Origin of the sequence: Gilvimarinus algae (assembly GCF_030518215.1) — a bacterium.
Taxonomy (GTDB): Bacteria; Pseudomonadota; Gammaproteobacteria; order Pseudomonadales; family Cellvibrionaceae; genus Gilvimarinus; species Gilvimarinus algae.
The window spans coordinates 283,795-298,726 of record NZ_JAULRT010000062.1 but is presented as its reverse complement, the minus strand read 5'-3'; the positions used below and the strand labels follow the sequence as shown (position 1 = coordinate 298,726).

Sequence of the window (14,932 nt, the reverse complement as noted above, 5' to 3'; positions counted from 1 at the left end):
TTGACACTCACGTTGCTCAACGCCGTAACCGGCGTTGAGCAACACCCGCTTACTCGGGTTTTACAAACTTCAGGGTCATGCGGTCACTTTCACCAATGGCCTGATACTTCTCGCGGCTTTTCTCGCCCAGGCGCAGTGATGGCGGCAAGGTCCAGACACCTTTTTCGTAGTTGGCGGTGTCTTTCGGGTTGGCGTTAATCTCGCTCTCCGCCTCCAAGACAAAGCCGGCTTTTTCCGCCGCTTCTACCAACACACTCTTTTTGATGTAGCCACTGTGGTCCTGATAATCATCGGGGCGATCTTCCGGCAGGCGATGATCCACAACACCCAGCACACCGCCGGGTTTGAGGGCGCGGTAAAACGCCGAAAACGCCGACAGGACTTTCTCTTCGCCGCCGCCGTGCATGTACCAGTTATGCGCATTGCGGAAGGTCAGCACCATATCGGCGCTGCCGGCCGGGGCAATGTCGTACTCATCCGGCGGGTTAAACACCGAAATTTTGACATCGTCATACAGTGCCGGGGCGGCCGCGAGCTTTTTGCCGTAGGCCTCCCGCGAGCGCTTGAAGTATTCAATGTCGGTGTCGGGGTTAAAGTGCGCCGCGTAGAGAGTGCCCTCTTTACGCAGGTAGGGAGCGAGGATCTCGGTGTACCAACCGCCGCCCGGCCAGACTTCCACCACCGTCATATCCGGCTCTATCCCAAAAAAGGCCAGGGTTTCGCCCGGATGGCGATACTCGTCGCGGGCGCTGTTCTCGGTGCGGTGCTCACCGGCAATGGCGTTTTGCAGCAGCTCGTCGGCCGCCGCAGCCCAGCTGCTGGCGGTGACCGTCAGCACGGCTACGGCGGTTTTAAATCCGGATAACATGTTCATGCTCTGTCCCTCTGTGATGATCTGAGACGATATGGTGCCGACCGGCTCCATTATCAAGCGTCCTGTGAAGGTGAATGGCTACGCTACCACATCGCCGGGTGCGGCCGAACGCTTTTTCAGTGAATAAAGGTTAATGGGGATACGGTCTTGGTGGTCGCTTAGCTCAAAGCCGGCCTCCGAAAAGAGCGCGGCCTTGTCCAGCCGGTGCCAGGCCATGACAAAGGGCTCGTGCGCCCGCTTGGCCAGCGCCCGAAAATACAGGTGGCGCCAGCCTTCGGCAGAGAGCAGCTGTTTGCCCGCCACGGGCGCCAGCTGCAATGCCGAGGGCTCGGCCACGAGCAGCTGGCCTCCGGGGCGCAGTACCCGGTGAATTTCCGCCAGCGCCTGGCGAATGTACTTGGGCGGCATCTCGTGAAAGAGAAAACTCACCACCACCGCACCAAAGCGCCCGGCGGCAAACGGCAGCGACTCGGCCGGCGCCTGAATAAAGCGCACCTGCGGATGCCGGCTGGCCGCGTGCTTGAGCAAATAGGGCGAGACATCCGCCCCCCACACATCCTCTACCCCGGCGCCAGAGACGGCGGCGGCCAGCTTGCCGCCGGCGGTACCCAAATCAAGCACCGCGCCCGCGCCGGCCACCTGCCGGGCCATGGCTTCGCGCACCGCGCCCATGGTGCCGAGCATGGCGCGGTCAAACCCGGTGATGTATCCGTGGGCAATGCGACTGGAATAGTTGCCATTGGGCAGGTTGTGAAACTCCTGCAAGGCGTACTTGGGGATGCCCTGAATCATGGGGTGGCTGCGGTCAATTTGTACCGCTTTCGGCTTGCCCAGTACCGAGCGCAAAAAGCGCCACAGGCCGGTGGGACGCGCCAGATTGAGCTCATCAGCCCAGGTGGCCTCCAGTTCTAACTCGGCCCAGTTGGGCGGGGTCGGGTCCCCGGCGAGGGCCGGGTGGCAATCTACGGTCATTATAGTGTTATCCCTGCACGCTTGGTTGGCAGGATAATTGTGCCGGTGGCAAAAATCCACCTTGAGAATGCCCCACGGGGCGGCAATAATGAGGCTTTTGGAGAAGGAGACTCACGATGAAGCAAACCCGTTTCGCCCTAGCCCTCTGCGCCAGCCTACTGGCCGCCCCCGCCCTGGCCGATGACATCACCGATGCCGTCGATGAAGCCATGGCCGCCTACAAAGACGGCAAGCTGTCCGAGGCCGTCAGCCAGCTCGACTACGCCGCCGGCCTGATCCGCCAGCAAAAGGCCGAGGCCATCAAGGCCGTGTTCCCCAAACCGCTCAGCGGCTGGTCCGGCTCTGAAGCCGAGAGCCAAAGCGCCGGCGGCATGATGATGGGCGGCGGCATAACCGCCAATCGCAACTACACCAAGGGCGACGCCAGCGTGGATATTGAGCTCGTCACCGACTCGCCACTGCTGCAGAGCATGATGGGCATGTTCAACAACCCCTCGCTGATTACCATGAACGGCGGCAAGCTGATCAAGGTACAGGGGCAAAAGGCCATACTCAACGAACAGAGCGGCGACCCCGAGATCATTCTGATCGTCAACGGCAGCGCCATGTTCACCCTGCGCGCCAGTGGCGCCAGCACCGATGACCTCAAGGCCTACGGCGAAGCGCTCAACCTGGACAAACTCTAAGGCCAGCGGCCTGGGGGCTTGTGCTCCACTCGGCACGCCCCTACAATGGCCGGCCCTGTGGAACTTGGCTGTCACAGCCTTGTCATACAGAGCGAGTTTTCGCGGCACCAGCCGCACCCAGGTTTGGGGGCGATTTGGATTCGACGCCGGTGACAAAACTCAAGGTGCATGTCGTGAGGGTAGCGAATCACGTAAATCCAAAGCTGCATTTTATTAGTTGCCAACGACGACAACTACGGTGCCCAATTAGCTGCGTAAGCAGTTGATGAAGCACTTCTAACGGTACGCCGTTAGCGGTCTGTAACAAGGTGCCAGTACCGCGTTGCAGACTGTCAGATAGAACTGGATAGCTGTACTGTTCCGCCCGTGGCAGCACAGTGAAACCTAAAGCGGACTCGCTCGCTGCACCCTGCCCGTTGGGTCGCAGATGAGTTAAATCAATTAACGGAAACTAAGCATGTAGAGCCGCGAGCGGAGTGCCGGCGGACGGGGGTTCAACTCCCCCCGCCTCCACCAATAAACAACCCTCAGATCGAGAGATCTGGGGGTTTTTTATTGGCTGTGGGTTGAGAGGGTTGGACTGGCAAAGTCCCGGGGGTTCACAAATCTGACCGGATCAGATTTGCACAGCCGATGAGGCTGCCCGAAGGGTGGCGCACACGGACGTGCGCCATACACTCCCCCCGCTGGATTAACGCTCAGGCTCTAGCTGCTCGAACTAACCCCGAAGGGTTGGTGCCAGGGACAAAGTGAATAACGCAAAGCGGCAGAGAAGGCAGTCTGGGCTGAACGCACATGGATTCCGTTATGAGCTCCCAAAGCTGCCCTTTTTGCCTATAACAAAACGAGAGACATCTAACGTAAAGCATGGCTCTTGTTGCCAAGGTCCCAAAATGGGACTAAGATGCAATTATGAGAATAATCGCCCTCTCCACACTCAAGGTCTTTTGGGAAAAAAACCCAGACTGCATGGATGCCAAAGAGCCAACGCTTGCTTGGTGCCGGCATGCGCTAGCGGCTGACTGGAGTAGCCCGGCAGATATAAAGCAGGAATTTGGTAATGCCAGTCTCCTCAAAGATGGACGGGTGGTATTCAATATTGCAGGCAACAAGTACCGATTAGTCGTCTGGATCAATTACGCCTACCGAGTCGTATATATTCGTTTTATCGGCACTCATGCACACTACGACGCAATTGACCTACAAACGATTTAATCGCCCTAAACGGTAGAAACAAAAGGTAATCACAATGGACATCAAACCGATTAAAACTGATGCCGACTACCGAGCGGCATTAAACGAAATTGAAAGCCTAATGTTGTCGGCCCCCGACACACCAGAAGGTGAAAAGCTGGACGTATTGGTGACTCTTATTGAGGCCTACGAGGCCAGGCAGTTTCCTATGGAATTGCCCGACCCCGTTGCGGCCATCAAGTTTGAAATGGAGCGTAAAGGTTTAACCGTCAAAGACCTGGAGCCCATGATCGGCAAAAGCAATCGCGTGTACGAGATTCTTAACCATAAACGCTCTCTGACGCTAAAAATGATTTGGAAACTACACGAAGGCCTGGGCATTCCCGCGGAATCTTTAATCAAGCCACCTCAGGCGCGGGCATCTTAGCTGACAAGCGCTATAAAATTCACGATTAAACATGAATACGCTCTTGTTCAACATACGGCCTTAGCTCGGGGCGCAGCGCCTTCTGCGTTACCAAGTCTACCGAGCAAGCCTTCCAAGTAAAACGGCACCTCAAAATAGCACTTCGCCGTAGCTGGACCGTCAAAACCAACCCACAGAAGGCAGAAAAGCCAGTTGTCAGCCCCCAGGGTATGCAACCATTTACGTCTGCAGTGCGTCTCACGGGAAAAACAAGGACAGAGAGACCATGCACAACCAAAATAACACCCCCCGCATACATGCGGTGGACGCCCTGCGCGGTTTTGCCTTGGCGGGCATCACTATCGCGCATATGCTCGAGCAGTTTATCGCCGCCCCCCGCCCCCAGGGCGATGCCTGGGGGATAGCGCCCACCGTTTTCGATCAGGCGATACAGGCCGTGGGGTTTCTGCTGATCAGCGGCAAGTTCTTTTCCATCTTCTCGCTGCTGTTTGGTATCAGCTTCGCCATCATGATGGTCAATGCCGAAAAGCGCGGCCAGGCCTTCAGCGGTCGTTTTCTCTGGCGCTTAACCCTGCTGTTCGCCATTGGGCTGGTGCATACTCTCTTTTACCGCGGCGATATTCTCACGGTTTACGCCGTCATTGGCCTCAGTTTGCCTCTGTTTTACCGTTTGCCGGACAAGGTGCTCTGGGTCATAGCGCTGGTGCTGTTTGCCGGATTCGGGCGCGCCGCTTTCTATGTCATCACCGGCGCGGACACCCTTCTGCCCTTTGCCTGGACACCCGAATCGCCCTTGCTCGCCGAGTATATCCAGACGCTCAAAGGCGGCTCTCTACTGGATGTGTTTGCGCTCAATCTCACACAGGGGCTGGCCACCAAATACGATTTTCAGGTCGCTTTGGGGGGGCGCGGGTACTTAACGCTGGCGTATTTTCTGGTGGGTATCTGGCTGGTGCGCAGCGGTATCGTGGGTGATATCACCAACCGACTGGCCAGCGTTAAGAAAACCTTCTTCTACGCCATTGGCGCCGCGCTGGTGTGCCTGCTGCTGACCATTGGCAGCTTCATGACCTTGCCACAACCCATGGATATGACCAGCTGGCATTTCGTGCTGGGGATGACCGCCTACGACCTGCTGGGCGTTGCCCTCACCGTCGCCTTAATCTGCGCCTTTTTGTGGCTCTACCTGAAAAAACCAGAAGGAAAACTCAACGCCCTGTCACCTTATGGCCGCATGGCGTTGACCAATTATTTGCTGCAAACCCTTGTCGGGACTTTTATTTTCTACGGCTGGGGTCTGGGCCTTTTGGGCCGCCTGCACGAGTGGCAAACCCTGCTGATCGCCCTGATCATCATCTACCTGCAAATTAAAATCAGCGCCTGGTGGCTAGCGCGCTACCGCTATGGCCCACTGGAGTGGGCGTGGCGGTGCGGGACCTACTTTAAGCGGATGCCGCTGAGGATAGAATAAAATTCAGACAGCGAGCAATGAACGCGAACATAGAATGTCGGAGAGAGCGACACAGAATCTTGAACACCCTCTGCTTCTGGGACGGTTAGAGCGTGAGCCGCGGAGCAGCACAGATTGCGGTACAAGCTGCCCCCGAAGCCTTTTATATCCACATCAATGGATAAACAAGCTCGGTTGACGAGCGAACTCCATGATCCTGCTCGTATCGGTGAAAGGCACCAGCTCCACACTCAACTCCTCTAGGTCGCGCTCGGCTACCCGATAAGCATCCTGCAGGTCGCTATCCCCCATAACAGGGGGCTCGATAGGGATGATTAGCTCGTCTTGTTGAATACAGTCACGATCCAATAACCACTGAATCTTGCGTTTCCACTCATCGGCGTGCTCTACCAGTTTGCTAGGGTCTTTTTGATCCAGCGTCAGCGGCTTAATGATGCTGTGACGCTCAGTTCCGTTCCAAACCAGAGGAAACTGAATTTTTCGGTAATCTTCTTCAAAAGTGTACTTTTTGTAGAGATTTTGCAGGTTATTCTTACGAAGCTGACGCTTAATCGCGTCAACCATTACCTGCTCACGTCGCTCTTTGTTGACGAAATTTCGCCCCACATAACGCTCATATAAGTTCTCAAGTGCCTGGGTGGGGTCTTCTGTCATCAGTACTCGTATGTCAGAGAAGCGAATCAACGATTCTCTCGGCCGTGCCACTTCCTGACCAAATGCAGCCAATTCCTTGCCCGAAAGGTCCTCGGCGATTGTTCGGACTTCTGCCAGCTCTTCGGCAAATCCCTCGACAGCTTTGCTATAGACCTTTTTATCAAGCTCGGCAAAAAAGCGAGTAACGCGCGGAAAAGCGCCTTGGGCTAACTTAAAGTCCAGATAACCCGTTTTGGGGGCGAACGCCAGCACCCCAATATTGGCAAACTCTCCGGTTTCCATATAGGGCAAAAAACGCACTATGGCGTACTGACATGCAACTTTCATTTCAGCGCCTCCCAAAACGAATCTTCTTTAAATTCAAGCAGTTGCCGCTTAATGAGGGCAACCCATTCTCTCCCATTAGCGTCTGCATCCAGCCATTCGGGCGGGAGATTATCGCAGTAGCCATCAAAATTTTCCATGGCCTGGCTCATCCTTTGTTTATAGTCCTCATTACCCACGCCTTCCAGTTCGGGGAGCAGGCCAGCGTTTACGACTAAGTGAAGACGTCTAAAGCTCTCTATATCAAAACTAACGTCAAAGGCCAAATTGTGATCAACCACTACCAGCCTTTGGTCCCTTGGACGGTAAAACAGATTAGGGTTCCCACCTTTTACCGTAAGGGTGCGATCTTCATTTTTAATCCAGTAATCGAAAACCCACAACTCTCGGAGTTTTTGCGCTGGCAAATGTTTCAAGACTTCTCGATTAACTTCCTGTGTTTCAGAAACATATTTTGACGCAAACGCCGCTCCAGCCCCGAGCCCACCCATAAGTTCAGAGCTAAATTCAACCAACTCCTCTGGTATGGTCACTAATTCACACTCAGGAATTGGCAAACCAAAATCTCGCCCTAGCATGGCACAGACATATTCAGAAATTCTCTCCCTGACAGGAGCCGACCGGCCTTTCACCACATACCTCTCACCGTTTTCAGCGCGGCAGAGGTAAGGTTTTGTAGCGCCCTGCTCGAATTTTTGAATAATTTCGACAATGTCCATGCCATACTCTCTTTTGCTAGAATCGATCACTCCGCCGGCCAAAACACCCGTATCAGTGGCAGCAGAGCCCTACCCTCGAAATCGAAGTTCTCGTAGTGAGCAACAATAAGGTCTGAGAGGTCATCCATATCTACCAAAGTGAGTGGGAATGTACAGCGGTCAGCTTCATAGCGAGCTTCTTTGGTAAAACCGCCGGAGCTGATAAACAAACCTGAGTCGCCCTCCCGCAGAGTGCCTATAAAGCCGCGTATGGCCGGTGCGCCCATGGCTCCATCTCTGTGCTTTACTTCGGCTTTAATACGCGGCTGAGTGAGTCCCAAACCGTCTGGTGAGGCGATGACGTCTACACCCCGGTCGGGGCCTTTGGGAGAAACTTTGGCTTTGTAGCCCATGGCGCGGAGAATGGCAGCCACCATTTCTTCCATCTCTTCCGGCAGTAGAGAGGCGAGTTTGTCTTTGATCAACTCGTGGCTTTTGCCAACCACTTCGTCTTTGAGTAATTCGAAACTGCCAGACTCTTCCAGAGCCTTTTCCGTGGCCTCAACCTTGCGGGGCTTTCCTTCTAGGGCTGCCCGCATTTCGGCGATTACGTCGTCATTCACCGAAAACAGCGTTAACACTGAGCCTAACGAGTTTTTAGCCGACTGGCTAAGCATATCTCGATCTACCCGGCCTTGCCAATTCACTACCCTAAGCTGTGGGTAGTCTCCAACTTCATCCGGTTTGTATAGGTATTGTCCCTGATCTTCGCCGACAAGATATTGCCGAGTTTCCGTGTCATAACTAATTATGGTGTCGCCTTTCTGAATCTGATCGCGAAACTTCACAATCATAGCGACCGCATTCGCCATGGCTTGGGGCTTGGCTTGGGAGAACTCTCGTAGATAAGCTTCCTTAAGGGCGTCATTAGTTTTGTATTGCGTTAGATCACCCAGTTTTGACCAGCCAATGGCGGCGTAGCCTTTGGTCTCAAAATCTTCGATATAAGTACCGCCACGTCCGGCACGGATCATCCAATTGTTGCCCACTACGCCTTCTCCTTGATTAGCTCGATCAGTTGATTATTCTTCCAAAGCTGCGCCGCTTCAATAAAATCCTTGGCCATCTGCCTGAGCGTATTTGCTTCGTTTAACCCGATTTGGGGTTCAGCCGTACTTTCATATAATTCAGCGTACTGCCATTTCAACTGATACACACGGTTAGTCACTTCAAGCCAAGCCATATAGAGCTCCGGTGAAATATCAACGGCCAACGCAGACGTTTCTTTAAAAGAGTCGTATTTTGTAAAGGCGACTTCCGCCATACCCTTCACGGACACAAAGGATTTATAACTACCACAAGAAGCTCTTGGGATACCTTCTTGAACAGCCTCATAAGGAGTTGACAGCATTCTAATTTCTCTCTCAAACCATTCATCTGTGTAATCGTCAAAATCTGCAAACTTGATAGCAGCTTGGTGATCGAAAATTCCAGGCTTTCTTAATTGATTCACAAGAGTCAACACACATGAGTCCAACACCTTGCGCCTGCTTTTCACAAGCTCTTCCTCAGGCAGGGTAACTGTCAAGAAATATACAAGAAACCCCACAAATCCCGAGGTGGTAATAGCAATAACCCACGCCTTAAAGCTTTCAGCGACCAGAAGCCGAGCTAAATTAGAGCCTTCAAAAGCTTTAAGCAGAGGAGGTTCAATGGATACTACAATAGTCAATGAGAAGAATAAGATGCCCCAAAACAACACTGCTCCCCTATTCATTTGAACTCCCCTTTTTAATCATAAAATAAGAATCTTAGCTAATTGCCCGCGCCACTACTGCATCGGTAAAGTGTCGTTGGGTTTGTTGGGCGGTTTGTAGGCGTTGTTTGAGTTGGTCGCAGAGGCTGGTGAGTTCTTCGACTTTGGCGACTATGCGTTTTTGTGCTTCGAGGGGCGGAAGCGGTACTGGCATACGGTTAAGAATTCCATGATTTAGATTGGTCATCGTAGTGCCTATGGATTGACCGCCAAGATACTCAACTGCATATCGAGTTTTAAACAACAAAAGTATATATGGCCTAGACACCTCAGCATTGAATCTCAGAACAAAGCTCCCTGTACCACAAAGCCATTCGCTTTCTCGATCCGAAATCACCGCACAGCGCCCCATTTCGCCACGTCTCGCCATCACAACATCATTCTCATACACTTTATACGAGGCCAACTCCTTAGCTTTAATGTGGCTCACCGAAACCTGAGGGTCTTCGACAACCTTTCCCTCAATCATATGTGAGGGGTTGATAAGCGGTACACCACCGTTTACGTACTCACTTTTACTGATCATCGAACCAAAAGGACCTGTTGCGACCTCTTGGCATAAATCCGCAAATCTCACAGTGCACCACCCATCCGGCAGTTCGAACGGTTTTTCATCTTCGGTGACGGGGGGTAGGGGCTTTTGTTTTTTGATTTTCTTGTCTTTGACCAACTGCGCTTTTTCGGCGGCGATGCGTTTTAGCAGTTCGCTGGCGGGTTCGTCGTGTTGACTCTCTTTCGCCTTGCGGCTGGCGGGCGGGACGAGTTTGCCCATGACGGCCAGTTGGAGGATGGTTTGTTTGAGTTTGTCTATGGCGCGGAGGCCTGCGATGGTGCTGGGGAAGAGGATGTCCCAGTTTTGCTCTAGACGCTGCCAGTTATCCATCAGCTCGGTGTGGCTTTGGGCCTGGGTGAGTGCATCCAGCAGGGTGTCGGCCAGGGTGGCGTGGGCGTCCAGGCTCTGTTCGGTTTGCTTTTCCAGCTGGTCGCAGAGGGCCATTAGCTCATCGACTTTGGCGACTATGCGATGTTGTTCTAGTTTAGAGCAAACAGGAACTAAAATTGTTTTTAAATTTCCAGTTGATATTCTAAATCTAGTTGCACCTTTGCCATAAGATTCCACTTGGCTACGGAAAGTAAGGGAGTTCGCCACATTCATCACATACGGCGCAACCGTAAAATCCATTAGCCGCAGAATTGCAACGTCTACAGCGGTAATCGCTTCTTCCTTAAGGTTAGGAAATATGCATGCCCTTCCGATAGGGCTGGGCAAACGAGCAATCAATACATCCCCTTGCTGGAGGGTAGTACAATTTAACCTGGTAAGCGTTTCTCTATTTATGAACTTGCTCGACACATTTTTAAAGACCCCAACTCCAACATCCGCTAGCTGAACCAACCTGACTTTGCCGTTAGGATCTTGATCTTTGCTTTCAATCCAATCTCCGTCGAATAGAGACATTGGGGCAAGATCCTCTAGCCTTGCCCACGCCCAGCCTTCAGGTAGATTAAAGGGTTTTTCGTCGACTGTAATTTCTGGTAGTTTCTTTGGCTTCTTAATTTTTTTATCCGCAACAAGCTGCGCCTTCTCTTTAGCAATGCGCTTGAGCAACTCACTCGCAGGCTCATCATTTGGGTCTTGCGGAACCAGCTTACCCCGCACCGCCAATTCTAAAATCAGCTCGCGCAGCTTTTTCACACCATATAGCTCAATTTTCTTACTGCTGCCGCGCCCAGTGGTTTTTTTGGCGGTGATGGCGCTGCTCCATAGGTCCAGATGCTGGGCAATGAGTTCTTGGGCGTGCTGACTCACAACTCACCTCCCAACGCATCGCCAAGAATGGTTTTTAGTTGGTCGCGCAGGGCTTTAATCTCGGCCTGCTGCTCGGCGTATTGGGCGAGCAGTTGATCTGGATCGTGAACAATTTGTTCTTCGACATGGGGGTTTTTAATGTCGAGGTTGTAGTTGCGCTGTTTGATCTCGTCGATGCCGACTTTCCAGGCCCAGCGGTTTTCCTCACGGGTTTTAAAGCCGTCTGCACGTTTGCCCCACCACTGCCCGCACTCGTTAAAATGTTCCAGCTGCATGGGTTTGGTTTTGTTAAAGGCTTTAACACCCTCGGGCAGAGGAACCTCGTAGTACCACACATGCTCGGTAGGCTGGCCTTTATCAAAAAACAGTATGTTGGTTTTAATACTGGTGTAGGGGGCGAATACCGAGTTGGGTAGGCGCACCAGGGTATGCAGGTTGCACTCTTTGAGCAGTTGCTCTTTGATTTTGGTTTTGACGCCCTCGCCAAACAGGGTGCCGTCGGGCAGTACCACGGCGGCGCGGCCGCCATCCTTCAAAACTTCGATAATCAGCTGCAGGAACAAATCCGCGGTTTCGCGGGTTTGCATCTCGGCGGGGAAGTTTTTCTCGATGCCGTCTTCTTCCATGCCGCCAAAGGGCGGATTGGTGATGACCACGTCTTTGTCGGCGTCCCAGTTCGACAGCGGCTGATTAAGGGTATTGGCGTGGCGAATATTGGACGGCACCTCGATGCCGTGTAAGAGCATATTGGTGGTACACAGCAGGTGTGGCAGCTGCTTTTTCTCAACCCCGGCGATTTGGCCTTGCAGAGTTTGGTAATCTTGCGTGGTTTTTTGGTAGTGGGTGCGAATATGGTCGGTGGCGCAGGCCAAAAAGCCGCCAGTGCCGCAGGCCGGGTCAAACACCGCCTCGCCCAGTTGCGGGTCCACCATCTCGACAATAAAGCGAGTGACGGCGCGGGGGGTATAGAACTCACCGGCGTTGCCCGCGCTTTGCAAGTCCTTAAGGATTTGTTCGTAAATATCGCCAAAGAGGTGACGCTCGTTGGAGTTGGTAAAATCCACCTCGTTGAGTTTGTTAATCACCTGACGCAGGAGCGTGCCGTTTTTCATGTAGTTGTAGGCATCGCTAAAGGCCTCGCGCACGATAAACCCACGCGGATTGGTTTGAATATTGGCCGAGTAGTTTTTCAGGGTTGGGAATAGGTCGTCGTTAACGAACTCCAGAAGCTCGTCGCCGGTAATGCCCTGCTCGTCGGCGGCCCACTCGCGCCAGAGGTATTTGGCTGGGATAGGTTCGCGATAGTCGTCTTGCTCTAGCTCTAACTGCTCTTCTTGCGCGTCGAATATTTTTAAAAACAGCAGCCAGCTGAGCTGACCTAGGCGTTGAGCGTCGCCGTCGACCCCGGCGTCTTTGCGCATAATGTCTTGAATGGATTTAATAACGGTACTGATGGACATAAGGTTCTCTTAGTATGGGTTCGCTGCCGCCACTGACGGCAACGGTAATTCATAGAATTGCTTCAAATAGTTAATTAGGCGCTTTTGTTATCGTCTTGGTAGAGCTGGCGCTCTAGGTCGGCGACGGCTTTCTGGTATTCGTCCCGCCCGCCAAATTCACCTTTGACGATGTCACTTACCGAGCCGTATTGATTGATAGGCTGAACTTTCAGCACATTCATGCTTTCAATTTCGGGAATACCGGCATCGGCGTATTTTTCCAGCAGGGCCTCTAGCACGGCGCGGGCGGTGCCGGAGTATTTGCCAAAGTAATTGCGCTTTTTGACGTTATTGGCCCGCTCTTGTCGGGTAAGCGGCGGCTGGTCGAAGGCGACGTGGCAGATTAGGTCGAAAGCATCCAGATCGCGGCCTACGTCGTCCCGCAGGGCCTCCCAGATAACGCCCTGTTCGGCCAGTTCGTCCATTACCGCTTGTTTGCGGTCAGCGGCGTTCCATTTGTTGATAAATTCATCCAACGAGGCAAACTGCTGCTGTACGGCCTTGCGGGTGTAGTCTTTGAAAGATTCGGTGACCAGCTTGCCGTCGGCGTCGTAATACTGCACGCGCTCATCCAGCTTTTTAACGGTGACGCCGGAGACGTGGTATTTGATGTATTCGCTTTCATCCCCGCACTCGATGGGGCTGCCGTCAAAGGGCTGGTCGCCACCGTAGTCGGGCCACTCACCTTCATTGATCTCGCCGGTATTTCCTGTCTCAGCCTCTGGGTATTCGTCCTCATTGAGGTTGGTGGGGTCGTTTAAGGCCTCTTCAATCTCGATGTTTTCCGGGTCGTTTATCTCACCGGGTTTAGTGACCAGTATTTTCTCGGGCACACCGTCAAAGCGTTCATCGGCAAATAGCTCGGTGGCTTTTTTAAAGTCGAGGATGGTAAACCAAAGTTTGTTGTAGCGATCATCAATACGAGTGCCGCGACCGATAATTTGCTTGAACTTGGTCATGGATTGGATGTTTTGATCCAGCACCACCAGCTTGCAAGTTTTGGCGTCTACCCCGGTGGTCATCAGCTCGGAGGTGGTGGCGATAACCGGGTAGGCTTTTTTGGGGTTAATAAAGTTATCCAGCTGGGCCTTGCCTGTGGCGTCGTCGCCGGTGATTTTCATCACGTATTTATCGTCTTTGGCGACTTGTTCGGGGTTTAGGTTTACCAGGGCCCGACGCATACGTTCGGCGTGGTCAATGTCGTTACAAAAGACAATGGTTTTGGCCATGGGGTCGGTACGCTTGAGGTAGTTGGTAATGGTTTCGGCTACCAACTCGGTGCGCTCGTCGATGACCATGGTGCGGTCAAAGTCTTTTTGGTTGTAGATGCGGTCTTTAATCACCTCGCCCTGTTTGTCGGTTTGGCCTTTGGTGGGCCGCCAACCTTCTACGTCGATGTCTATATCCACGCGCACGACTTTGTAGGGTGCGAGAAAGCCATCTTCAATGCCTTCTTTGAGCGAGTAGGTGTACACCGGGTCGCCAAAGTAGTCGATATTAGAAACCTCTTCGGTTTCTTTGGGTGTGGCGGTTAGGCCTATTTGGGTGGCACCGCTAAAGTATTCCAAAATTTCGCGCCAGGCGCTGTCTTCGGCGGCGGAGCCTCGGTGGCACTCGTCAATGACGATTAAATCGAAAAAATCCGGGTCCACTTGCTTGTAGGCTTTTTGGTGTTCTTCGGGGCCAGTAAGCGCCTGGTACAACGCCAGATGAACCTCGTAGGCTGGGTCTACCGTGCGCTTGGTGATTTTGGTCATCGCCTCGCCAAACGGCTGAAAATCGTTAATGCGAGTTTGATCTACCAGCACATTGCGGTCGGCCAAAAACAAGATGCGTTTTTTCTGCCGCGCCTTCCACAGCCGCCAGATGATTTGGAAGGCGGTATAGGTTTTACCGGTGCCGGTGGCCATAACCAGCAATACGCGGTCTTGCCCGCTGCTGACGGCCTCGATGGTTTTGTTAATGGCCTGTAGTTGGTAGTAGCGCGGGGTTTTGCCACTGCCGTCGTCATAGTATGGCTGCTGAATAATCGGCAGCTGGGCGTCGGTATAGCCCTTGTAGGCGCAGAATTTTTGCCACAGGGCCTCGGGGCTGGGGAAGTCGTGCAGGCTGATTTCAGTCTCTAGCGCGGCGGGGTTGGTTTTATCATGGAAAATGAAGCCATCGCCATTGCTGGCAAATACAAAGGGAACGTCCAGCAGGCGGGCGTAATCCAGCCCCTGCTGCATGCCCTTGCCTACCTCGTGCTTATTGGCCTTGGCCTCAATCACCGCCAGGGGCAGGTTGGGCTTGTGGTAGAGGACAATATCGGCAGCCTTAACGGTTTTGCGCATACCCATTTGGCCGCGCACAATCACCTTGCCGTCGCGAAGCTTCACCTCTTGGCGGAATTGCGCCATCTTGTCCCACCCCGCGCCTTCTACGGCGGGCAGAATGTACTTGGTGATGATGTCCGTTTCGCTGAGCTTCTTTTTATCCATACCGAGCCTGCTGGGGTTGGGCGGGTG

Annotated in this window: 13 protein-coding genes and 1 other RNA gene; 5 read left to right on the top strand and 9 right to left on the bottom strand. The window is 53.2% G+C overall.

From position 1 onward, the window contains the following. Positions 1–49: 49 nt before the first annotated feature. Positions 50–874: a class I SAM-dependent methyltransferase gene (locus QWI16_RS16065; RefSeq protein ID WP_302714629.1), complete on the bottom strand. Its 825-nt coding sequence runs from the start codon at positions 872–874 to the stop codon at positions 50–52. 78 nt (positions 875–952) lie between these two features. Next, a complete protein-coding gene (locus QWI16_RS16060; protein ID WP_302714628.1) occupies positions 953–1,846 on the bottom strand; it encodes a class I SAM-dependent methyltransferase in 894 nt (297 codons plus the stop codon). Positions 1,847–1,962: 116 nt separating this feature from the next. On the opposite strand from QWI16_RS16060, the gene QWI16_RS16055 reads away from it, so the two are divergent. From QWI16_RS16055 to QWI16_RS16035, 5 genes are all read left to right on the top strand, one after another. Further along, positions 1,963–2,532: a hypothetical protein gene (locus QWI16_RS16055; RefSeq protein ID WP_302714626.1), complete on the top strand. Its 570-nt coding sequence runs from the start codon at positions 1,963–1,965 to the stop codon at positions 2,530–2,532. Between the two features lie 125 nt (positions 2,533–2,657). Then, positions 2,658–3,048, top strand: a transfer-messenger RNA (tmRNA) gene (gene ssrA, locus QWI16_RS16050). Between the two features lie 396 nt (positions 3,049–3,444). Next, complete coding sequence (locus tag QWI16_RS16045) at positions 3,445–3,747, top strand: type II toxin-antitoxin system HigB family toxin (RefSeq protein WP_302714625.1); 303 nt, start codon at positions 3,445–3,447, stop codon at positions 3,745–3,747. Between the two features lie 34 nt (positions 3,748–3,781). Then, a complete protein-coding gene (locus QWI16_RS16040; protein ID WP_302714624.1) occupies positions 3,782–4,153 on the top strand; it encodes a helix-turn-helix domain-containing protein in 372 nt (123 codons plus the stop codon). A 265-nt stretch (positions 4,154–4,418) separates the two neighbouring features. Beyond that, positions 4,419–5,624 carry a DUF418 domain-containing protein gene (locus QWI16_RS16035; protein ID WP_302714623.1) on the top strand — a complete coding sequence of 402 codons (1,206 nt, stop codon included), beginning with the start codon at positions 4,419–4,421 and terminating at the stop codon, positions 5,622–5,624. Between the two features lie 153 nt (positions 5,625–5,777). Here QWI16_RS16035 and QWI16_RS16030 read toward each other — a convergent pair whose 3' ends face one another. The 7 genes from QWI16_RS16030 to hsdR form a co-directional block, all read right to left on the bottom strand. Next, positions 5,778–6,605 carry a DUF3037 domain-containing protein gene (locus QWI16_RS16030; RefSeq protein WP_302714622.1) on the bottom strand — a complete coding sequence of 276 codons (828 nt, stop codon included), beginning with the start codon at positions 6,603–6,605 and terminating at the stop codon, positions 5,778–5,780. Next, complete coding sequence (locus QWI16_RS16025) at positions 6,602–7,321, bottom strand: HipA family kinase (RefSeq protein ID WP_302714621.1); 720 nt, start codon at positions 7,319–7,321, stop codon at positions 6,602–6,604. The genes QWI16_RS16030 and QWI16_RS16025 overlap by 4 nt, the downstream gene beginning before the upstream one ends. A 26-nt stretch (positions 7,322–7,347) precedes the next feature. Then, on the bottom strand, positions 7,348–8,349 hold the full coding sequence (locus tag QWI16_RS16020; protein WP_302714620.1) for a restriction endonuclease: 1,002 nt from the start codon (positions 8,347–8,349) through the stop codon (positions 7,348–7,350). After that, positions 8,349–9,077 carry a hypothetical protein gene (locus QWI16_RS16015; protein WP_302714618.1) on the bottom strand — a complete coding sequence of 243 codons (729 nt, stop codon included), beginning with the start codon at positions 9,075–9,077 and terminating at the stop codon, positions 8,349–8,351. The genes QWI16_RS16020 and QWI16_RS16015 overlap by 1 nt, the downstream gene beginning before the upstream one ends. A gap of 34 nt (positions 9,078–9,111) precedes the next feature. Next, the gene (locus QWI16_RS16010) at positions 9,112–10,926 is read right to left on the bottom strand and encodes a restriction endonuclease subunit S (RefSeq protein ID WP_302714616.1); all 1,815 of its coding nucleotides are present in this window, start codon (positions 10,924–10,926) and stop codon (positions 9,112–9,114) included. Next, positions 10,923–12,386, bottom strand: coding sequence for an N-6 DNA methylase (locus tag QWI16_RS16005; protein ID WP_302714615.1), 1,464 nt, complete (start codon positions 12,384–12,386; stop codon positions 10,923–10,925). Before QWI16_RS16005 ends, QWI16_RS16010 begins: the two co-directional genes overlap by 4 nt. Positions 12,387–12,460: 74 nt before the next feature. After that, positions 12,461–14,905 carry an EcoAI/FtnUII family type I restriction enzme subunit R gene (gene hsdR, locus QWI16_RS16000; RefSeq protein ID WP_302714614.1) on the bottom strand — a complete coding sequence of 815 codons (2,445 nt, stop codon included), beginning with the start codon at positions 14,903–14,905 and terminating at the stop codon, positions 12,461–12,463. Positions 14,906–14,932: the final 27 nt, after the last annotated feature.